We start from the raw sequence: 20,861 nt of genomic DNA on the forward strand, positions 1-20,861 counted from the left end.
AAGGCTAGAGAGGAGAGAAATGCGATGCCCATAACACTCGTAAAAGAAAAATATCAGAGTAAAGTAGGTCAAGTTATTATCGGCGCTACTCCAGATCAAGGAGGCACCCGTACGAAGGTTATCGTAGCTGGGGGAGACAGTGCCTTACCTTTTCTCCATTTTGAAGGAAAGGTCGAAAATCGTCCTGTAATCGCGATGGAGGTTACCGATATCATCCCCCCTTGGAATGATGTAATCAAGGAACAGTTTGGTGATGTTTTAGATAATCCGATCGCTTGGGCGAAAAAGTGCGTAGAAGAATATAATGCTGATATGATCTACTTAAAACTCATAGGCGCGAATCCAGATGGCGAGAACAGGAGCCCCGAGGATTGCGCTCGCATTGTAAAAGAAGTTTTAGGTGCAGTGGGTGTTCCCCTAGTAGTTGTGGGTTGTGAAGATTCAGATAAGGATAATGAAGTCATGGCTGCTGTTGCTGAAGCAGCGGCCGGTGAAAATCTCCTCATCGGTTTGGCAGAGCAGGATAACTACAAATCCATTACAGCTGCAGCGATGGTGCACAAGCATAATGTCATAGCGCGTTCTCCACTTGATATTAACATTTGTAAGCAATTAAACATTCTTATTAGTGAAATGGGTTTACCCCTGAACCGCATTGTGATTGACCCAATGATCGGAGGCTTAGGCTATGGAATTGAGTATGCTTACTCGATTATGGAGCGTGCTCGTTTAGGTGCTCTTGCTAACGATAAAATGCTTTCGATGCCGATGATCTGTACAGTAGGTTATGAAGCTAATCGAGCAAAAGAAGCGAATGCCTTAGCAGAAGAATTCCCGGGTTGGGGAGAGCTTCAAGATCGATCCATTCTCTGGGAGACTTTGACTGCAACTGCACTTCTTCAGGTTGGTGCTAGTATTCTTCTTATGAGAAATCCTGCAGCAGTGCGACTTGTGCAACAAAATATTGCGGATCTTATGGAAGCTAACGCTTAAAAGAAAGGGTGTGTTTTTGTTGATCATTATCGGTGAGCGGATTAATGGAATGTTTAAAGATATTGGAGACGGCCTCCGTAATAAAGATCCTAAACCCTTACAACAGTGGGCTTTAACACAACAAGAAGGGGGAGCCCATTATCTCGATGTCAACTCGGGCCCTGCAGTTCCCACGGAAGAAAGACCACAAGCTTATGAATGGATGGTTAAAGTCATCCAAGAAGTATCCGAATTACCGCTATGTTTAGACTCAACCAATTACAATGCGATTGAAGCGGGTCTTAAACTTTGTAAACGTCCTGCGATGATTAATTCAGTTCCTGCAGAGCGCCCCAAAATCGAGAGAGTTTTCCCGATGGCAGTTCAATATAACGCATCTGTAATTGGACTAACTATGGATAAAAAGGGGATTCCAAAGGATTCAGAAAACCGCCTGGCGTTCGCTATGGAGCTTGTCGCAGCCGCTGACGAGTTTGGCTTACCAATGGAAGATCTTTTTATTGATCCGCTCATTTTACCAGTTAATGTTGCCCAAGAGCATGCACCAGAAGTGCTAAAATCCCTTCAAATGATTAAAACGTTGTCTAACCCTGCTCCTCGGACAGTCCTAGGTCTCTCGAATGTATCTCAAAAATCTCCTGACCGTCATTTAATTAATCGAACATATATGGCAATGGCAATGGCTTGTGGGCTTGACGCAGCCATTATGGATGCTAATGATGACGATCTTGTCGATGTTGCGGCTACAGCTGAAATTTTGTTGAACAACAGCATATATGCAGATTCTTATTTGAAAGTTTTCCGTCAACGTTAATTTCTTATAGAAAGAAGTTAAATTTTTATAATTCGAAGATACCTGCTCTCGAATCACGGGAGTAGGTATTCTTCGTTTTTTATTTAATGTTTGTATCATACAATCCTGACAAATCGCATAGCTATCAAATTAGAATAGCTAGCGGAGGTGGACAAACATGGAGACCTATTTCAAAGAAAATACAGATGTCCAAGCATGGGTTGATTTATTGATTGAAAAGATTTTTACCGTATGCCTGCTCAATGGTTCTGATGCCGATTCGGAATTTTCACGAGGAAGGCAGGCTGCCAATAGGATAGCTGGCATTCTTCAAGGCCTTTCTGATTTTCCTGAAGATACACTGAAGGAAGGAATTCGCCAACTTGTAGAGCAACGTCTTCCAGACCCTCGCGTGATCGATAACTTTCCTCAGTTCTATCGTCTGATGGAGGATATGATTAAATCAGGATTACCAAACGTACAAACTAGTGAAGTTGAATCGGATATACCCGATTCAGCGCTTTCTGAAGAAACACCAAGTTCAAAAATCAAACTCACGCGAAGACCTGAGAAAACAGAGAACTATTCTCAAGTAATTATTCCCGAAGTTGCTGTTTTCGATAATGAGAATTGTGTTGCTATCAATGTTTTTGCAGGATTTTCTCCCCTTACCCCACCTAATGAGCCTATTCCTTCAATTCTTCCTGAACCGAAAATTGCTTCCTCTGAAGCAGGACTTACTTTAATTGAAACAGAAATTCCTCCTAAGATAGAACGTGTTAAATCGTACCCGGTCGAAGGCGAACAATTATTAATGATCCTCAAAAAACTTTATCCTGAAATGCAACCCCTTTGGAATATAAATATAGATGAAATTCCGATTTTTATACAAATTGATAACCTTGCCTTTTTAATTTCCAAGGAAAACTTCTCCGAAACAGAGGACATGAAAAAAAGATTGGAGAAACAAGGCTTGACAGTAATTATTTGTCAACAAGAAGACCTATTTTATTCTAGGCGCTTAGAACGTTTCATCCGTCAAGCATTGCGGAAGTCGGTAAATGCGAAGACTTCTTCATCCTTTTTAAGTTAAAAGGTAGGATTCCTAAAATTGCTGTCGAATACTATAAATTATATTAACACTTGAAATGAGGGACGACAGTGGCAGACCGCTTGGGTGAGATTATGAAGAAAACCTTATTGGCTATCGAAACAGGAAAAGAGGAAATTTTCAACATTGCTGAATCATCAAGAACAGAAACGCAACGCCTAACCCAAGAACTTGCCCGGCTCCGGATGGACATTTCAGAAACAATCAAACAAGTGGACCAGTTTCAAAAAGTAGATCGTAAGATGCGTCAACAGTTAATGGAAGTAAGTCGGGACTATAAAAAGTTTACTGAAAAAGAAATGATGGAAACCTACGAAAATGCTAAAGAGACCCAGGTTCAATTACAACTTCTCGAAGCAAAAGAATTACAATTACGTACGCGTCGCGATGATATAGAACGTGCTTTAAGGCAAATGATGATAACGATTGAGCGAGCAGAGAATTTAATGAGTCAGGTCAGTCTAGCCATTAATCTTCTTCAAAGTGGAATTGACGAAATGACCCAAGATCAGAATTTAGAAAAACGCCAAGAAGTTGCTCTTCGAATTATTATGGCCCAAGAAGAAGAGCGACGGCGTGTTGCTCGCGAAATTCATGATGGACCAGCTCAAAACTTGGCCAATATTGTTTTGCGTTTAGAAATTACGGAAAAACTATTAGAGCTTGATCCAAAACAAGCTAAGAATGAACTTCATGATTTGAAGGCGCTTGTCCGCTCGAACTTACAGGATATTCGCAGAATCATTTTTGATCTTCGTCCAATGGCACTTGATGACCTTGGAATAGTTCCCGCATTACGTCGTTTTATGGATAATTTCCAATCAACTTATGAAATTGAATGTGAATTTAAAGTGAATGGGCGGGAGCATCGTTTGCTTCCAGCGATGGAAGTTGCGATCTTTCGCCTGATTCAAGAAGCAATGACCAATGTTGCGAAGCATGCGCATTCTGAAAAGGTTAAAATTGAAATTAACTTTAAAGAGGATATAACGATTGCACGAATCATTGATTTTGGTCAAGGATTTGATTTCGATGCAGTGTTAGATAATCCCGGTGAACATTTTGGACTTATCGGAATGAAGGAAAGGGTAGAAATGTTTTCTGGACATTTTTCCATTATATCTCCCTCTGGGGTAGGCACGACGATTGAATTATCAATCCCCTATAAAAAAGAGGAGGAAATGGAATGATAAGAGTAGTAATTGCTGATGATCATCCGCTCCTCCGTGAAGGATTAAGACGAATTCTTGAATTCGAAGAAGGAATCCAAGTTATCACTGAGGTAGGCGATGGGCAAGGAGCTATAAATATTGCCCGGTCACAAAAATTTGATGTTCTGCTTATGGACTTAAATATGCCAGGGGTCAATGGCTTAGAAGCCTGTCGTGTCATACGACGTGAACACCAAGAAATTGGTATTCTTGTACTTACAGTTGATGATTCTGATGAAAAAGTCTTTCAAGTTCTTCAGCTCGGGGTTGCTGGATATTTATTGAAAGATGTGGAGCCCAAGACCTTGGTCGAATCGATATTTAAAGTCAATAATGGTGAACCCATTCTCTCTCCAGCAGTAACGGGTAAACTTTTAGGACAATTATCGCATCCTCCTCAATATAAACAAAATTATGGACTGAGTGACAGGGAATTAGAAATTCTGACCTATGTTGTAAAAGGAGCTTCAAACAAAGAAACTGGACAAGCTCTTTTTATAAGCGAAAAAACAGTGAAAAATCATCTCTCCAGTATTTTTCGTAAACTCGAGGTAGAAGATCGTACCCAAGCTGCTTTAAAAGCGATCAAGCTTAAGCTAGTAAGTTTGGATTAACATTTTCTTATTGTAATGGAGGATTATTTATTGATGAAGATTAGTTTTTTCGGCGCTGCTCAAGTTGTCACGGGCTCATCTTATCTGATTGAACTGAATGGATTCCGACTCCTCATAGATTGTGGGTTATTTCAAGGAAACAAAACGCTTAAAGAACTGAACTACAATGATTTTCCGTATAACCCAGCTGATATTGATGCTTTGATTTTAACTCATGCACATACCGATCACTCCGGACTTATTCCCAAGCTAATTAAATACGGCTTTAAAGGGAAAATCTGGACGACATTGGAGACGGTTAAACTCTGCTCAGTTATGCTTCCAGATAGTGGACATATTCAAGAAATGGAAGTTGAACGTCTCAATCGCAAACGTAAACGTGCTGGTTTAGAATTATTAACTCCTATCTATACCTCAGATGAGGCTCTCGAAGCTATTCGCTTTTTTCAACCTGTTAATTATCAAGACACAATCGAATTAGCCCCAGGAGTATCTTTCACACTCTATGATGCGGGACATATTCTCGGATCTGCTCACATCTTTCTTGAAGTTGAAGAACCGGGCTTCCATAAAAAAATCGTCTTTTCTGGGGATATTGGTAATCAGAATCAACCTTATATTCAGAACCCTCAGATCCTTAGTGATGCGGATATTGTCGTCATGGAAACAACCTATGGTGCACGCTTGCATAATGAAAAAGCTAACCGAACTGAACAGTTAGCTAATGTCATCCGTTCTTCTCATAAGTTAGGGGGAAATCTGATTATCCCTGCCTTTGCAATTGAGAGAACTCAAGATCTTTTATATTATATTCACGAACTTCAGACATCAAATGAAATCCCAATTCTGCCCATCTATGTTGATAGCCCTCTCGCTATTTCTGCAACAAAAATTTTTCAAACAAATTCTGCTCATTTTGATGCTGAAACGCAGGCCCTTCTTACTAAGGGTGATAGTCCGCTCATGATGTCAAACCTTCATTTTAGTCAAACAACAGAAGACTCGATGGACTTGAATGAGATTGAAGGTGGAGCCATTATTATTGCAGCCAGTGGTATGGCTGACGCAGGGCGGATTAAACATCATTTAAAACATAATCTTTGGCGTGAAAACGCCACAGTCCTTTTTGTTGGTTATCAGGCAGAGGGTACTTTAGGACGGCGAATTATTGAAGGGGCTGATGAAGTCACAATTCATGGTGAAAAGGTCGCAGTTCGGGCGCGGATTATGAGGATCGAGGGTTTTTCTGCGCACGCGGATCAAGCGGAATTGATGGATTGGCTTGCATGTTTAGGTACTCAAGCTGAAAAAATTATTTTGGTGCATGGCGAACTTGACTCACAAAACGTATTTTCTGAGCTTGTCGAGAAGAAGTTCGGTAAGAAACCAATGATCCCACAACTTGGTGAAACCTTCTCTTTTAAAGCAGAAAACATGGAGCGTATTTTACCTGACTATCCCTGGTTGCGCTCTCTACCAGTTGCTTCTCCCAATGTCAATCCTCCAGAAGATAAATCTCCAACGCTTTCTCCAAATAAGTCTGAACGTAGAGTTTCTCAAGCACTGGTTAATAGGGCTTATCTTCGCTTACGACATAAATTAAAAGCATTAATCGATCAGGGACAAAGAACGCATCATTTAGATCAGGTCCTCGCACAATTAGATGCTATTTCTCGTTGGTTGGATGATCAACAGCCGAAGAAACATTAGAATAAAATTTTCTTACAATATTGCAGCGAAGTCGGACGATTGTCGCTTAATTCCTGAGAGAAATCTTAACATTTCTTCTCTACGTTTTACAGCTAGACGTCGTCCTGCTTTAGTATAGACTTTATTAGGTAATGCTTCAGCAAAGGTCCGAGCTCGTTCAAGTGCATCTTCAGGTGTTCGTATTAAATCATCATGCCCGATCAAGCTGAATAACTTCATCAGTCCAATATTTCCTAAATTATCTAAGATATCGGCATCTCTTAGATAAATGGCTTCATCGCTTCGACCCGGTTCGGAATAATACATATGCGTTTCAATTGCTTCAAGGACGATTGGAATTTTAGTGGAAGGAAAGGCCATGCGTTGTAAGAGATTACTTGCTACTCCTTTCGAACGGAGAGTATGATCCATATTAGGCCGTGCATATGCTGGATATCTTCCTGTATCATGGAGCATGGAAGCTATATATAGGATTTCTTCATCAAGAGACAAGTGCTGGGAGAGGTCTTTACTCAAAAGATAGACCCTGGTACAATGTTTGAGGCCCCATGCAGAGTGAGCTCCAGATTTTTCGAAAATATGTAATATGTCTTCTCTTTGACTCATGTGACAAACCTCCTCGTTAACCTTCTTTGAAGTTATACGCTAAAGGAACACAAAATACCTCCCAAAATTTAGAAAATAAATCTCGTGTATATTGCAAAACGAGGGCATTTTTTTGCGTTCTTCATAATTATCGTCATAAATCGCTTTTAATCGAAAGGATTAGTGTAATAGATACCGAATTTCAATTAGGTGCTCTTTGTAAATTTTGCTGATCGCTACAGTCTTTGAGGAGTGAATTAGATGTCTAAAGTCAATGTATATGGGAGTTTTATGCAAGCTCTTTTCTTTTCAAACACGGTCTCTGTTCCAAAGTACTTTCTCTCGCATTATTCTAAATTAGGATTGAGCAACGAAGAAGCGATGCTTATTATTCATATCTTTGGGGAAGCTGATACATCGAAGGTTTTGAATCCTGAAGACATTGCTCAACGAATGAATCTTGAGCTGGCTCATGTGGAAAGGATTCTTGCTAATCTAACTAAACAAAGTTTCTTGGACATCGAAAGGCGCTGGGATTCTACGGATAAAGTCTGGTATAATGGGTATAATTTCGTAGGACTGATTGATGAATTAGCTGAATGCTGGGCTATTGAGCAGGTTAAACAATTTGAAGAAGAACAAAAACAGGCTAACCAAGGTCAATCCTATTCAGACCCTTCCTTAGAACATTTAATGCGTGCTTTTGAACAAGAGTTAGCTCGTCCTTTGACGGAAATTGAATGTAACTTTATCCGTGATTGGCGAGCTACACAGTTCACGGAAGAAATGATTTTAGAAGCGTTAAAGAGGGGGGTCAGTGCTGGAATTCGCAACTTTCGGTATATCGACTCCATTTTAAGAGAGTGGGAAAAGAAGGGCCTTCGCACACGAGCTGAAGTAGAAGCTGATGATGTTTACTTTCAAACGCGTCAAGAAAGTAAAGGAAAAACTAAGGCAAAAACCGTGCGAAAAATTCAGCCGGATAAATATGAGAACTTTTATCTCTAACTTCTAAGAGAGGAGGAAGAACGTGAAAAGTCTTAAAGAGCTTATGCAAGATGACTATCTTGCCGATCTAAAAAAGCGGAGGGAGACAGCCCAGATTTCCGAGTCAGCTTCACCGCTTACAAAGTCAGAGTTCAAATGCCCGATCTGCTATGATCGGGGAATTATTGTTCAAGATGATGTTGCTTATCCATGTTCCTGTATGCAACAAAAAAAAATGGAAAATCAATTTCGTCACGCACGCATGGCTAGGGGATTGATCAATTGCCGATTCGAAAACTTTCGCCAGGAATACTACCGATCTTTAAATTCTCAGGATCGTACCTATTTTGAAAATGCTAAAAAAGCACTTTTAGCTGCCCAAGAATTTGTGCGTCAATGCTTACAAGACAAACATGGATTAGGAATCCTTTTTACAGGTCCGGTTGGGTCTGGTAAGACCTTTTTAGCCGCCTCGATAGCGAACGCTTTAATGGAAAAGGAAAAGCAGGTATTATTTCTTGTTGTTCCAGATCTTCTCGATGAATTAAGAGCAACCTATAAATCAGAAGCAAATGAAATTGATCTTTTAGATACTGCTCGGGAAATCCCTATTCTTATTCTAGATGATCTAGGAGCGCATAATTATACAGAATGGACCCGTAATCGAATATATTCAATTATTAACTATCGATTAAACGAAGAATTACCCACCGTAATTACAAGCAATCTTCCCCTCGAGGATATGGAAGAGCATCTTGGCGCTCGTACAACTTCAAGACTAATTCAATCTAGTCGTATTTTTAGACTCAATGTTGATCAGGATATTCGGTGGATTAAATATCAAGAGCGTGAAAAAAGATAAAAATATTTTCTTAAAGTATGCATGTCTGACAAGGACATGCATACTTTTTTCTAAGAGAATAATTTATGGAGGTGGCTAGTCATGGCCAAAATTATTGCGATCAATCGTAAATATTTAACTCTGACCCTGAGCGCACTGTTGATTTGCTTCATTGGGATCGCTGGAGTGACGCTTTGGAAAACAGCTAACGCGAGTACAACAAAGACGAACATGGTTCCTGAGGTGAAAATGTTAGGATTGGCCGTAGAACCAGCTTCCCTCACACAAGATTTAACGTACGGTTCCGTAACACTGAAAGGGAGTCAAGTCATCACGAGTAAAACGTTTGATTTTATTGTAACTGTCCAAAATACAACGGGACAAACAATGTCTAACATTCCGGTCGAATTAGAAGTTTCTCTCATTGGGGATGAGAAGCAAAAGGTAAGCAAGCTCGGAAATCTTCCTTCCCTTGAACCTGGTGCAACAGCCCGTGTAGCTTTTCGCCAAGTGAAAGCATTAGGAGATGCTCAAGGGAAAAGCGCAACTGCAGGACAACATAAAATTACCTTAAGGGTAAAACCAAATGCAGCTGGAGGAGTGAATCAGGTCACCGAAGCAACATTCTATTTTAATGTGGATACAGCCGCGAAAGCTCCTAAGTCCGCTAACTCTGCAGCCAAAAGTAACTAATCCTGTGCTATTGAAGATCAATCATAATCTCGTAACCGTCATACTGATATGCTCCCCTTGACAGGGAGCATATCATATAACGGGTGCGGGGTTTTATTTTTTACTGACCAAATATATAGATTTTGTTACAGATAGCATAAGTGCAAGCATAGTTAACTTAATTCCAGGGTTATAATATTCAAGGAGGTGTAGTTACCTTGGAAATTTTAGCAGATTTACATACCCATACAATAGCTAGCGGGCATGCCTATAGTACACTCTCTGAAAATGTTTCTGCTGCCGCGCGCAGAGGAATAAAACTTCTCGGGATGACAGACCATGGCCCAAGCATGCCCGGGGCACCCGATTTATATTACTATGGTAATTTTTCAATTATTCCTCAGATGCTCTCCGGAGTTCGAATCCTGCCAGGGGTTGAAGCAAATATAACCAGTCATGAAGGTGAATTGGATATTCCTCTCCGTTACTTAAAACAAATGAGCATAGTTTTAGTTGGTCTGCATGTGATCTGTTATCCTGGCGGAAACTCTGAACAGAACACTGAAGCATATTTAAAAGCGATGTCAAATCCGTTTATCGATGTTATGGTACATCCTGGACGTCCAGAGTTTGCAATGGATTTGGAAAAAATTGCTTATACATCTGCACAGTTAGGAGTACCCGTGGAAATCAACAATAGTTCCTTGAGTTCTGAGAAGGGTGGCGCTTGGAGCAACTGTCATTATTTTGCCCGCAACGCTGCAAAATATGGCTGCCCAATTGTTTTAGGAAGCGATGCACACTTTTGGGATCGAGTGGGAGGATTAGACCTTGCGCTCGAGCTGGCTGCAGAGGCTGGGATAAGAGAAGAACAGATCTTAAATTATTCACCAAGTCGGATTTTATCTTATCTCGAGCAACGGAGAAGACATAGATGTTAAATCGGTAGATTACCTTCTAGCACACTCTTCTTGATATATCCATATATTGTCATAGATGAAACGTAGTTTAACTCAAACATCAATTAGAGGAAGGAGGGAAAATATATGAATTCTGGGAATCCTTCCATTGATCAAGGATCATTTACCCCCATCAATATGGGGATTTTTATCTCCGTGCCCCTTAGTAGTGCAGAAGGTAGTCCAGGTTTGGCCTATAGACAGCCTCTATTGACAGGCCATATCTTTTCCTCGGCAGGCGTATTAATTGGTGCCGAATTTTTTTTGTTGTTAGCAAAGTATATTTTCAAACTCGAGTCAATTCCGATTTGGGATTTGGCAAATCAACAAATCATCGAAATGCCTATCAATGAATTGCAAGAATTTTTGGAAATTCTCAACGTAAATGAAAAAGATTCTACACCATCAACTTCCTTATCTACAGGTTCCTCTAACAGAGCGGTATCTTCATTAGGTTTTCCTGCTGGCTCTCGAGGGTTTATTTCACCACTGCCTCCAGAGGCGCCTTTAGTCGTTTCTGTATATATAACTTCAGATTATACTAATAATCTTTATTCTCCAAATCTTTGGATTCTTGTTCCTTTGATTGCCTTTCCTGGTTTACGAGGTGCATTGCCAATATTAATTTTAACCTTGCTTGGAACAATATTTGTGCGTACAGTTGTAGCTCCAGAAACAACAGGTGCAAAACCTTTACCTAAACAGGGTGATCAGTCAAATTCATCCCTAAAATTTAGTTCAGAAGAATTGTTGCAGATTCTCAGCCGTTTTGGTAAATATTTTAGCTCTAATTAATTTGTTCGTCATAACAATTTATAGTACAATGAGCAGGGTGTTAAAATAATGTAGAGAAAATCAAGTTAAAGTAAAAGGACGTGCAACGTTTCATGCAATTACGACTACAAAAACCATATGGTAGAGAGCAAATAGCTGCGTTAATAATTTATTGCTGTATAGCTCTTACCCTTTTTTCTGTAATAGGTGTTCGAGCTTTGGAAGTTCAAGCTATTAATATTGAAGCGGTTGACCGCGCTCTCTATACTGTAATTACGCAAAAGGGACCCGTAAATGTTGAATCTAATGACGTTTTAAGAATTGAAAGAACATATACAAAAGCAGCTGTTACAGGTGCACCTGTAGAAATTGATAAAATCTATACGACTAAAGGGTTTATTTATTCTTCCTCAACGGATTATTATTATGAAAATACACGCCAACTCATAAACTCTGTTGACTTCGATGGTCTTGCAATGTGGGAACGTGAGAATACAACATGGCAGTCGGTGCAACCTTATGCTTATGCAATCGGCACGCCTAAATCATTGATACCTTGGTTGTTTTTCTTGCTTTCTATTCAATATTATATGTTAAGCATCGGAGGATTAGCTCTCATAATTTTAACCTTCCCATTACCATGGAAAGAACTGAAGGAAGAAAATAGAGATAAACGACTTAGCAAACAACCTCAAGAACAAGACTTTAGTTCTGAGGAACAGCTGAGTTCGGCAGCTAAGTAGTCACATCTATTATGAAACGAGCCTTAATAATCGGAAATTCACGACAAATATCAGAACTTAAAACAATAATTCCTTTGGCAGATTACCAGGCGATTGCTACGACGTCCAATGGAATTGAGGGTTTACGTCTCCTTCACCGCTTTGAACCTGACTTAGTCATAATGACTTGGAACATTCTTGGCCTGAGTACTTTTGATTTATTGCAAAATATTGTTTCGCAAAGACTTTGTCCTGTTATGGTCGTCATCTCACAAGAGGATATAAGTGCCTTGCCTGAAATTGTAAAATTAAACCCACATTATGTACTTGTTCAACCTCTTCGCGCATTTGATTTAATAACAGGCGTTCTCTATATCGAACACCTTTTTTTACAAGAACAAGAAACGCTTAAGAAAATTACTCGTTTAGAGAATGATCTAAAATTACGTAAAGTTCATTATCAAGCCCTCCTTATGCTTATACAAGAAAAAGGATATGACGAAAAAACAGCTTATCGAAAGATGCAACAATATGCGATGTCGAAAAGAAAAACTTTATATTCTGTCGCCATGGAAATAATTAAAGGAAACTGGTTACCAGAATAAAAAAAAGAGCCCGATGGCTCTTTTTTTGTACTATTAGGATAGGACTATAATTGATTTCCAACCCATTCAACTAAGTCTACAACTCGGCAGGAATATCCCCATTCATTATCATACCAGGCAAGAACTTTTAATAAATTATCTTCCATAACCATAGTGGATAATCCGTCTACTGTTGTAGAAACGGAACTGCCATTAAAGTCACTGGAGACAAGCGGAAGCTCTGTATAATCCAGGATGCCCTCCAGAGCGCCACGACTTGCATCTCTAAAAACAGCATTTACCTCTTCTTTGGTGGTAGCTTTTTCAATTTCAACGACTAAATCCACTACAGAAACGTTGGGAGTAGGGACTCTCATTGCGAATCCGTTGAGTTTTCCTGCTAGTTCTGGGAGGACTAAAGAAACAGCTTTAGCTGCACCCGTAGTCGTAGGGATAATATTCATACCAGCAGCTCTTGCACGGCGAAAATCTTTATGCGATACGTCTAATATCTTTTGATCATTAGTATAGGAGTGAACTGTCGTCATGAATCCCCGTTTAATGTGAAAGGTTTCATTCAGTACTTTAGCCACGGGAGCTAAGCAGTTTGTAGTACAGGATGCATTTGAAATCACATGATGGATCATGGGGTCATAAGTTTTTTCATTGACTCCCATGACGATGGTGATATCTTCCTCCTTGCCAGGAGCACTTATGACGACCTTCTTCGCTCCATTTTTAAGATGCTTTCTACATGCGGGGCCATTATTGAATTTTCCACTGGCTTCAATAACAACATCAACTCCTAGGTCTCCCCAGGGAATATCAGCGGGATCAGTATGAGAAACAACCTTAATCAGGTGATCATTGATTAGAAAGCCGCCCTCAGTATATTCAATTTTTCCAGGGAAAACACCATGAACAGAATCATATTTAAGTAAGTGGGGGAGGATTTCCCCTGAAGTTCGGTTATTAACTGCCACAATTTCTACATCCTTGCGCCCACTTGCTACTCTAAGAACATTCCTTCCGATTCGACCAAATCCGTTAATACCAACACGAATTGCCAATGATCGCACCCCTTTTCTTTTAGTGGTATTTCTTGCATAGATATCTTAGCATTTTTTTGAGTATGACACAATTATTTTTTATGCATTACTTTATTCCTTAAGTGATTTTATTGTGACATACTTTAGGACTGATTTTTTTGATTATACAAACTTTTTATTCGAGTCTAAATGAGGTAAACTAAAGCTATTAACGTCAAGGAGGATTTGAAAATGCAAGTTAAAGTTAGAAATATTAAAGGAATGCATTTTGAAGGAGAAGGACAATCAAAAATCCGTACCCAAATCGATTCAAGTGTAACGAACGGTGGAAGTGGTATAGGATCGAGCCCGATGGAAATGGTACTCATGGCTATAGCAGGTTGTAGTGGTATGGATGTTGTATCCATTTTGGAGAAAATGCGTATTCACTATCAACGCTTTGAAATTACCGTCCAGGGCGACCGAGCAGCTGAGCATCCAAGGGTTTTTACGGATATCGAAGTTGAATATCAATTTTGGGGCGAAGGGCTTGAAGAGGAGCATGTTCAACAAAATTTAAAGCGAGCTATTGATTTATCCGTGGAAAAATACTGTAGCGTTGCCAACATGATTGACAAAGTTGCTAATTTAACGTACAAATTGGAAATCAACCCAAAATGAAGGCCAAAATGAAGGGAATTTGATAATTATGAACTATTGAATGAATATAGCTCATTTGCTATACTAATGTGTATCGATGTTGAAAATGAAGGCCGCACTCATATCAAGGCGGCTTGTTTTTTTGAGTAGATTTAAGAATAAACTATTTATATCAAGAAATAGAGGAGAAAAGGAATTTAATATGAAAAAAAGGAAAATGAGGACTCAAAAAATCCGTTGGAAGATGATTATTTCCTTTATTGCATTTAATCTTGTTTGCGTAACTATCCTCGCTCCCTTTATTGTTTTTTGGGGACCCTTCGAAGCGATAAAAGTAATGGCGGTTGGCTCTATTGCAACTTCTCGACATCCGCAGGTTGTTCAACTTTTTCTTTCTGAAGAAAAAATTAGTGAAATCATGCATACGTATGATTCTGCTGGTGCATCAACGGGTCTAAATGTTGAGACCGCTCAAGTGATGAATGATCCATCCTCAGGTATAACGATTGAGGATATAAAGGGTCAGAATTTCAAAGGAAAAGTGATGCTCATTAAAGATCCGACGCGGATCAAGGTTGCAGTGACTCAGGAAATTGGAGTTGCTGGTGAACGATTGAGTGATTTCGTTAAGGATACCAATGCTGTTGCTGCAATTAACGCGGGGGGCTTCTATGACCTCAATGGAAAAGGAAATGGAGCTTTTCCTGATGGGCTAACAGTTCATAATGGAGATATTGTTCACAACAATGTCGATAATAATCAAGTCAATCTAATAGCGCTTGATAAGAAAGGCCAATTGACAATTGGGGATATGTCAGCCGATCAAATTGCTCATAACAACATTCTAGAAGCCGTAACTTTCGGACCCAATCTTGTGGTTAATGGTCAACCTGTAGTTTCTGGAGACGGAGGGTGGGGGATAGCTCCACGAACTGGTATCGGCCAAAAAGCGGATGGGACAATAATCTTTGTAGTAATTGATGGTCGACAACCTACTTGGAGTATTGGCGCAACTTTACGCGATATGATGAACGTCTTTATCGAGTATGATGCCGTGAATGCGGTTAATTTAGATGGTGGATCTTCTTCTGAGATGGTTTATAATGGTAAGGTCATGAACAAACTCTGGAATGTATTTGGAGAACGTTATCTTCCAACAGCTTTTGTTGTGTTGCCAAAATAACCCTCTGAGGTAAAGAAGGAATTGAAAAGGGGAAACACTCGTGAAAAAAAAGCTTCGAATGATCGTGAGCTGGACCCTCGTGTCCTTAATGCTACAAATTCCAACTTATTATTTGTTAAATCGTCAAATTGAAAAAGTGATGACTCCACCCGAAACACAGGTGGTTGTTCGCACTTTAAAAACGAATATTCCAGGTAAGTCCTTTGAAAATATGCAGATTTCCTATGCTAAGGATTATATCGCCTATGAAGATGATGGTGTGCTGAAGGTTTACAACCTCGAACAAGAAAAGCAGATATTCTCAAAAGCAGCACCAGGTAATGACAAGAATTTAGGAGTTCTCTATTTTCAATGGTTGCCAGATCGAAATACTTTAATTTACTTTTATGCTCGAAAGAATCCTAATCCTGTGACGACTGAAGTTGTACCGGTGGACCCTACACCAAACTCGCAATCAACTACGTCTGAGAGTTCAGGTACTCAAAATACTGCCCGTACACAATCCAATCCTTCGACGCAAGCTACAAATTCTAATACGATTAAGACAGAGGATCCGCATCAAGCTTCTACAGTACCTACAAAACCTGCTCAACAGCAGCGAGTAGTTACACGCTATAATAATCCTCAAATAACCGATCTTTATACGTTAGAATTACCAGAGAGTAGTGACACGACGACTCAGCCAGATGATCGATTTAATGAGAGTATCAATAGTTTCCCTACTGGCGGAAAAATTACCAATATGGTCGTCTCAACGTTTACTAATCTAATGTATCTGACCATTAAGAGTGGCACAAATCTTCAACTGATGGAAATTGATGTTATGAAAAATGTAAGAAATTTAAATCGTTCAGCTGAAGTTATTACAGAAACTGCTGCTTCTGATAAATTTGGAACGCTTTATATTGAAAGCAAAATTGGAAAATTAAAGACGATTCAAGCGCTTGAGGGTTCGAAACGCCAAACTATTTCTGACGATGAAAAGGAGACAATTCTCGGAAATCGGGAGGGTACCCTTTATCTTGGTAAGATTGAGGGTAATAATCTTGTCCAAATTCGCGCAGCAGCTGAGAACGCAGATTCTGCAAAGCTAGAATTTAAGACGGTGTGGGAAGGATCAATCCCCTTCGAAAATTCTAAAGTTATTATTGGTATAAATAAACAGATTGTGATTTACTCTAATCAAATAGCCAATATCATTCAAAGTGATGGTCAACAAAAGCAAGTAAACTTATCAGGAAAAGAGAATTTTATCTCCCAAGATGGTGCAGAACTTGTAGAACTTACTCCTAATGGAAATACAACGGATATTGAGCTTAAACCTCTTGAGTGACTTGTGAGACGGCAATAATCATTAAAAAGGGTCATCCCTGGAAGGTTTTATTTCTGGGAATGTCCCTTTTGTCTTTTGATGCATTTATCAGTTCATTTATGGATCAGTACCAGATGAGGGTTCAGGTTGTAAAGACTTCAATTGGGTTTCCAGTTGATCTAAGATTCCTCGAAGTTGGTTCATTTGCTCTAAAATATTTGCGACATCAACAGGTCCCATGGTCGAGGAATTCGCAGCGAGAGCTGGAGTTTGCATCGAAACGGGTGTTGAGACACTGTTGCCTGCTTTCAGTTGAGGAACATCTGGTCCAAAAATTTGCGTTAGAGCCTCTCCCAAGGTTTCTGTCATGACCAGCTTATCTTCATAGACCATGATTACCCGCTTCATTTCAGGAATGCTTCCACCTTGAGTAGCTTGCAGGTAAATAGGTTCGATATAAATGAAGTTTCCTTGAACAGGTAATACCAGAAGATTACCTCGGATAACATTCGAACCTTGTTGATTCCAAAGCGCTAGTTGTTCCGAAATATCAGGATCTTGGTCGATCCTTGATTCGACTTGGAGAGGTCCATCGACCTCGGTGTTTTTCGGAAGTTTATACAAAAGGAGTTCTCCGTAATGATCATCATCCATGCGGGCTGCCATCCAGGCGATCATATTATTGCGTGTGTTAGTACTACTAGAAGCGGGAGTAAACGGTAACATTAAAACGTACTCGGATTGTCCGGTGCCGGGAATTTGGAGTATCGTATAATAAGGATCAATGTCATGAGGTTGAGAACTGAAAAGTTCTTTAGAGATATCCCAAGCGTCCTCTTTGTTGTAAAATACTGTAGGGTCAGTCATATGAAAGTTCTTTAGCATATTGCTTTGAATGGTAAATAAAGTTTCTGGATAACGCAAGTGAGATTTTAGGCTTGGGGGCATCTGGGATAAACTTTTGAATACTCCCGGAAATATTTTCTGATAGGTTTGTAAAATGGGTTCCTGAGGACTGATAGCGTAAAAATCAACAGTTCCATCATAAGCATCAACCACGATTTTAACGGAATTGCGGATGTAATTTAGATTAAGATTAGAATTAGTATAGTTACTTGAGTAAGGTAAGGCATTTGATGTAGTATAAGCGTCGATAATCCATTTGAGGCGTCCTTGATCGATGATAAGATAAGGATCAGGGTCGTATTTTAGAAAAGGGGCAAGTTTTTGGACACGTTCTATGATGTTTCGATGTAATAAGATCCGACTTTGGAAGTTGACTTCATTGGCCAAATAGAAGCGAGCGGTTCCATGTTTGAGTGAAAGCATTAATTTATTAAATGGAGTTAAATGAATTCCCGTTATGCCCTCATAGTTGCTCTCTGCGTTCATATTCCCTTGCGGATAATCAAATTCTTTGATAGTAGTGTTTACAACCACCCAATCATTGGTCAATTCTCCATAATAAATACGCGGTTCTTTAAGATAAAACTCAGGGTGCACTGTGTTTGGCGGAACATCCTTAATCGCGAAACTTGGAAGGCCTTCAGTGGTAACTTCATTGGCAAAAGAGGCAGCAACTCCATAACCGTGAGTATATTTAAAACGAAGATTAACAAATGTCTTAGCATTGCTATCCAAATCGTCAGTGGATAGTTCTCGAGCAGAAAGCATAACTTGTCGATTCTCTCCCTCGATGGGATAGCGATCAATGTCAATATCATTGAACTTATAATAAAGTCTGATTCCCTGCTTTTGAGTAAAAGTTTTGAGTAAGGGACGGGGATCATTGAGACGAATATTGTTCAGGGTGGCTTGTTCGTTATTGAGGACTAGAGATGTCAATGGTACATCCCCTTGATAATTCTGCTCTTGAATTAAATCCAAACCATAGCCAAAACGGGTCATCGCAATTTCATTTTGAATATATGGGGTTTCCTTTGCTAATTCATTCGGTATGACGATAAAAAACTGGATCAAAGTAGGATACACTCCATAGAGAAGGGAGCCGGCGACAATGAGGGAGACAAGAGGAACAGTTAAGAGTCTTACTTCATGTAAAAAGAGAGCAAAGAAGGCGGCCAGAAAGCCGAGATTGCTTAATACGACAAGAAAGTTTAAGACGGGTAAATTAGCCGTTAAATCAGTATAGCCTGCACCGACCACATGGCCGTGCTGTGAATAGAGGAGTTGATACTTATCTAAATAGTAGCCAAATGCTCTAAGAACAAACAGCACAGAAAATAATAAAGCGAGATGACGCCGTGCTACAGAACTAATACCTATAGCATCTCGTTTCCAAAATTTTAAAGTGTGAAAATGTAAAACACCAGTTACTGTATAAAATAGCGTAGTGAAAAAAGTAAGAATAAAAAAGGGGCCATAGAAAGCGTTATAAATCGTTTGAAGAAAGGGTAATTGGAAAAAGTAGAAGCCTAAATTCTTTCCAAAGACAGGGTCCTCTTGACCAAAAGGGGTATATTTTATAAAAGAAAGAACTTCCAGCCAACCCGTAAATCCTGCGATAAAACTTACTCCGAAACTGACCAAAGCGGAAATAACAAGTAGCCATATCGTGACACGTTTTTGGCTTAAATGATAAACTGGACGGTCCATTTCATGTACTACTCGAAGGCGATTTCTCAGCTTTTCGGTAACAAAGGTCAAAATAGAATGACGAATCGAGAAGAGTGTCCCTGCAATAAAGAGGAAGAGAATCGTCCCATTTACAATTTGAATAAGTGCTTTACTTAGGAGTGGAGTCCAAAATAGTTGCTCATAGCCCAAATCTTTAAACCACAACCAATCTTCATATAAGCCGCTCGAAGCTGTTAAAAATATGATCAGAAAAACAACTCCAACGATAATCCTTATAATACGGCTCAAAATTAGACCTCCTTTGATATCAGACTTGATATTGTGCCCAATTTGAAATGTTTTAATATAATTACGTTTATATTCTTCTGGTGGAATGAAAATACCTTCATCAAAGGCTGGAGTAAATATATCCTCTTTATTTTTTTGGCAACTATGTTATACTAGAGATACCCATATGGGGTATAAACTATCAACTGGGAGTGTTTGCTATGTATGATGTCCTAATTATAGGAGCGGGTCCAGCAGGACTGACCGCTGCAATTTATTCCGCCCGCGGTGGATTAAAGACGGGTATTATTGAAATGGGAATGCCTGGAGGACAGGCTGCATCGACTGAAAAAATTGAAAATTATCCGGGATTTCCAGAAGGAATCGGCGGCTATGAACTGATGAATAAATTCCATCAACAAGCGGAAGCCTATGGTGCTGAATTTATATTTGAGGAGGTTCAAACGTTTGAACTTCAAGCATCTGTTAAAAAAATCCATACGGATTCTAAATCTTTAGAGTCCAAGACCGTAATCATCGCTGCAGGTTCAAAACCACGTTCTTTGAATATTCCTGGAGAAGATACTTTTCATGGCCGAGGCGTTTCATACTGTGCAACTTGTGACGGCGCTTTTTTTAGAGGTAAAAAAGTAGTCGTGATAGGTGGAGGTGACTCAGCTTTAGAAGAAGGAACTTATCTTACTAAATTTGCTGATGAGGTGACCATTGTTCATCGACGTGCAGAATTTCGTGCAGCCCAAATTGCGGTAGAACGTGCTAAAAATAATTCTAAAATCAAATTTGTTTATAATTCGATTCCCGAAGAAATATTAGGAATTGACCATGTTGAAGGGATAAGAATACGAAATCTTCAAACAGAAGAAACGACGATCTTGCCTGTAGATGGAGTATTCGTTTATGTTGGGACAGAACCCAATGATAAATTTATTCAAGGAGAACTTGAAGTCGGAGAGAGGGGCTATATAAAAACAGGAAATCTTCTCCAAACGAATATCGAGGGCGTTTTTGCCGCAGGTGATATTCGTGATACCCCTTTGCGTCAAGTTGCGACTGCCGTTGGAGATGGTGCTCTTGCAGCTGTTGAAGTCGAAAAATACTTGGCCCACCAGAAATAATAAGGCATTTAAAGTAAAAGGCACTGTAAAATACAGTGCTTTTTATTTTGATTTTCACAATACACTATAATGCTAAATTTTAACATTATGTTTCAGATATTTCAAAATGTTTTAATATATT

Annotated in this window: 20 protein-coding genes; 17 read left to right on the forward strand and 3 right to left on the reverse strand. The window is 39.5% G+C overall.

Annotated features, from left to right (window positions below):
* Positions 1 to 24: 24 nt before the first annotated feature.
* From DESME_RS07030 to DESME_RS07055, 6 genes are all read left to right on the forward strand, one after another.
* Complete coding sequence (locus DESME_RS07030; RefSeq protein WP_006715413.1) at positions 25 to 993, forward strand: acetyl-CoA decarbonylase/synthase complex subunit delta; 969 nt, start codon at positions 25 to 27, stop codon at positions 991 to 993.
* A 19-nt stretch (positions 994 to 1,012) separates the two neighbouring features.
* Positions 1,013 to 1,807 carry a methyltetrahydrofolate cobalamin methyltransferase gene (locus DESME_RS07035; RefSeq protein WP_025248712.1) on the forward strand — a complete coding sequence of 265 codons (795 nt, stop codon included), beginning with the start codon at positions 1,013 to 1,015 and terminating at the stop codon, positions 1,805 to 1,807.
* Between the two features lie 157 nt (positions 1,808 to 1,964).
* Positions 1,965 to 2,879 carry a hypothetical protein gene (locus DESME_RS07040; RefSeq protein WP_006715411.1) on the forward strand — a complete coding sequence of 305 codons (915 nt, stop codon included), beginning with the start codon at positions 1,965 to 1,967 and terminating at the stop codon, positions 2,877 to 2,879.
* A gap of 68 nt (positions 2,880 to 2,947) precedes the next feature.
* Positions 2,948 to 4,087, forward strand: coding sequence for a sensor histidine kinase (locus tag DESME_RS07045; protein WP_006715410.1), 1,140 nt, complete (start codon positions 2,948 to 2,950; stop codon positions 4,085 to 4,087).
* Positions 4,084 to 4,722 carry a response regulator gene (locus DESME_RS07050; RefSeq protein ID WP_006715409.1) on the forward strand — a complete coding sequence of 213 codons (639 nt, stop codon included), beginning with the start codon at positions 4,084 to 4,086 and terminating at the stop codon, positions 4,720 to 4,722. Before DESME_RS07045 ends, DESME_RS07050 begins: the two co-directional genes overlap by 4 nt.
* Positions 4,723 to 4,755: 33 nt before the next feature.
* On the forward strand, positions 4,756 to 6,432 hold the full coding sequence (locus tag DESME_RS07055) for an MBL fold metallo-hydrolase RNA specificity domain-containing protein (RefSeq protein ID WP_006715408.1): 1,677 nt from the start codon (positions 4,756 to 4,758) through the stop codon (positions 6,430 to 6,432).
* Positions 6,433 to 6,444: 12 nt separating this feature from the next.
* Here DESME_RS07055 and DESME_RS07060 read toward each other — a convergent pair whose 3' ends face one another.
* A complete protein-coding gene (locus DESME_RS07060; protein WP_006715407.1) occupies positions 6,445 to 7,038 on the reverse strand; it encodes an HD domain-containing protein in 594 nt (197 codons plus the stop codon).
* A 240-nt stretch (positions 7,039 to 7,278) separates the two neighbouring features.
* Here DESME_RS07060 and DESME_RS07065 point away from each other — a divergent pair, with 240 nt between their 5' ends.
* The 7 genes from DESME_RS07065 (at position 7,279) to DESME_RS07095 (ending at position 12,577) form a co-directional block, all read left to right on the forward strand.
* Positions 7,279 to 8,025 (forward strand): DnaD domain-containing protein, encoded by a 747-nt coding sequence (locus tag DESME_RS07065; protein WP_006715406.1) that lies wholly within the window; start codon positions 7,279 to 7,281, stop codon positions 8,023 to 8,025.
* A 22-nt stretch (positions 8,026 to 8,047) separates the two neighbouring features.
* Positions 8,048 to 8,866 carry an ATP-binding protein gene (locus tag DESME_RS07070; protein ID WP_006715405.1) on the forward strand — a complete coding sequence of 273 codons (819 nt, stop codon included), beginning with the start codon at positions 8,048 to 8,050 and terminating at the stop codon, positions 8,864 to 8,866.
* An 81-nt stretch (positions 8,867 to 8,947) separates the two neighbouring features.
* Positions 8,948 to 9,538, forward strand: coding sequence for a hypothetical protein (locus DESME_RS07075; RefSeq protein ID WP_006715404.1), 591 nt, complete (start codon positions 8,948 to 8,950; stop codon positions 9,536 to 9,538).
* A 197-nt stretch (positions 9,539 to 9,735) separates the two neighbouring features.
* Positions 9,736 to 10,458 (forward strand): phosphatase, encoded by a 723-nt coding sequence (locus tag DESME_RS07080; RefSeq protein ID WP_006715403.1) that lies wholly within the window; start codon positions 9,736 to 9,738, stop codon positions 10,456 to 10,458.
* 105 nt (positions 10,459 to 10,563) lie between these two features.
* Positions 10,564 to 11,271: a hypothetical protein gene (locus DESME_RS07085; protein WP_006715402.1), complete on the forward strand. Its 708-nt coding sequence runs from the start codon at positions 10,564 to 10,566 to the stop codon at positions 11,269 to 11,271.
* A gap of 92 nt (positions 11,272 to 11,363) precedes the next feature.
* Positions 11,364 to 11,993, forward strand: coding sequence for a hypothetical protein (locus DESME_RS07090; RefSeq protein WP_006715401.1), 630 nt, complete (start codon positions 11,364 to 11,366; stop codon positions 11,991 to 11,993).
* An 11-nt stretch (positions 11,994 to 12,004) separates the two neighbouring features.
* The gene (locus tag DESME_RS07095; RefSeq protein WP_006715400.1) at positions 12,005 to 12,577 is read left to right on the forward strand and encodes an ANTAR domain-containing response regulator; all 573 of its coding nucleotides are present in this window, start codon (positions 12,005 to 12,007) and stop codon (positions 12,575 to 12,577) included.
* Positions 12,578 to 12,621: 44 nt separating this feature from the next.
* Here the strand turns inward: DESME_RS07095 and gap are convergent, their stop codons facing one another.
* The gene (gap, locus tag DESME_RS07100; RefSeq protein WP_006715399.1) at positions 12,622 to 13,626 is read right to left on the reverse strand and encodes a type I glyceraldehyde-3-phosphate dehydrogenase; all 1,005 of its coding nucleotides are present in this window, start codon (positions 13,624 to 13,626) and stop codon (positions 12,622 to 12,624) included.
* Between the two features lie 210 nt (positions 13,627 to 13,836).
* On the opposite strand from gap, the gene DESME_RS07105 reads away from it, so the two are divergent.
* The 3 genes from DESME_RS07105 (at position 13,837) to DESME_RS07115 (ending at position 16,760) form a co-directional block, all read left to right on the forward strand.
* A complete protein-coding gene (locus tag DESME_RS07105) occupies positions 13,837 to 14,265 on the forward strand; it encodes an OsmC family protein (RefSeq protein WP_006715398.1) in 429 nt (142 codons plus the stop codon).
* 181 nt (positions 14,266 to 14,446) lie between these two features.
* Positions 14,447 to 15,427 (forward strand): phosphodiester glycosidase family protein, encoded by a 981-nt coding sequence (locus DESME_RS07110; protein WP_006715397.1) that lies wholly within the window; start codon positions 14,447 to 14,449, stop codon positions 15,425 to 15,427.
* A 40-nt stretch (positions 15,428 to 15,467) separates the two neighbouring features.
* The gene (locus DESME_RS07115) at positions 15,468 to 16,760 is read left to right on the forward strand and encodes a hypothetical protein (protein ID WP_006715396.1); all 1,293 of its coding nucleotides are present in this window, start codon (positions 15,468 to 15,470) and stop codon (positions 16,758 to 16,760) included.
* Positions 16,761 to 16,856: 96 nt separating this feature from the next.
* Here the strand turns inward: DESME_RS07115 and DESME_RS07120 are convergent, their stop codons facing one another.
* Positions 16,857 to 19,625, reverse strand: coding sequence for a UPF0182 family membrane protein (locus DESME_RS07120; protein WP_006715395.1), 2,769 nt, complete (start codon positions 19,623 to 19,625; stop codon positions 16,857 to 16,859).
* A 200-nt stretch (positions 19,626 to 19,825) separates the two neighbouring features.
* Here DESME_RS07120 and trxB point away from each other — a divergent pair, with 200 nt between their 5' ends.
* A complete protein-coding gene (trxB, locus tag DESME_RS07125; RefSeq protein ID WP_006715394.1) occupies positions 19,826 to 20,740 on the forward strand; it encodes a thioredoxin-disulfide reductase in 915 nt (304 codons plus the stop codon).
* The last annotated feature ends 121 nt before the right edge of the window (positions 20,741 to 20,861 follow it).

Source organism: Desulfitobacterium metallireducens DSM 15288, from assembly GCF_000231405.2.
GTDB classification, from domain to species: domain Bacteria; phylum Bacillota; class Desulfitobacteriia; order Desulfitobacteriales; family Desulfitobacteriaceae; genus Desulfitobacterium_A; species Desulfitobacterium_A metallireducens.

What these genes read in the sequence shown, in the direction of transcription:
- DESME_RS07030 (WP_006715413.1), top strand. Translation starts at nt 25, where the DNA reads ATGCCCATAACACTCGTAAAAGAAAAATATCAGAGTAAAGTAGGTCAA.
- DESME_RS07040 (WP_006715411.1), top strand. Translation starts at nt 1,965, where the DNA reads ATGGAGACCTATTTCAAAGAAAATACAGATGTCCAAGCATGGGTTGAT.
- DESME_RS07050 (WP_006715409.1), top strand. Translation starts at nt 4,084, where the DNA reads ATGATAAGAGTAGTAATTGCTGATGATCATCCGCTCCTCCGTGAAGGA.
- DESME_RS07055 (WP_006715408.1), top strand. Translation starts at nt 4,756, where the DNA reads ATGAAGATTAGTTTTTTCGGCGCTGCTCAAGTTGTCACGGGCTCATCT.
- DESME_RS07060 (WP_006715407.1), bottom strand. Translation starts at nt 7,038, where the DNA reads ATGAGTCAAAGAGAAGACATATTACATATTTTCGAAAAATCTGGAGCT.
- DESME_RS07065 (WP_006715406.1), top strand. Translation starts at nt 7,279, where the DNA reads ATGTCTAAAGTCAATGTATATGGGAGTTTTATGCAAGCTCTTTTCTTT.
- DESME_RS07075 (WP_006715404.1), top strand. Translation starts at nt 8,948, where the DNA reads ATGGCCAAAATTATTGCGATCAATCGTAAATATTTAACTCTGACCCTG.
- DESME_RS07085 (WP_006715402.1), top strand. Translation starts at nt 10,564, where the DNA reads ATGAATTCTGGGAATCCTTCCATTGATCAAGGATCATTTACCCCCATC.
- DESME_RS07090 (WP_006715401.1), top strand. Translation starts at nt 11,364, where the DNA reads ATGCAATTACGACTACAAAAACCATATGGTAGAGAGCAAATAGCTGCG.
- DESME_RS07095 (WP_006715400.1), top strand. Translation starts at nt 12,005, where the DNA reads ATGAAACGAGCCTTAATAATCGGAAATTCACGACAAATATCAGAACTT.
- DESME_RS07105 (WP_006715398.1), top strand. Translation starts at nt 13,837, where the DNA reads ATGCAAGTTAAAGTTAGAAATATTAAAGGAATGCATTTTGAAGGAGAA.
- DESME_RS07110 (WP_006715397.1), top strand. Translation starts at nt 14,447, where the DNA reads ATGAAAAAAAGGAAAATGAGGACTCAAAAAATCCGTTGGAAGATGATT.
- trxB (WP_006715394.1), top strand. Translation starts at nt 19,826, where the DNA reads ATGTATGATGTCCTAATTATAGGAGCGGGTCCAGCAGGACTGACCGCT.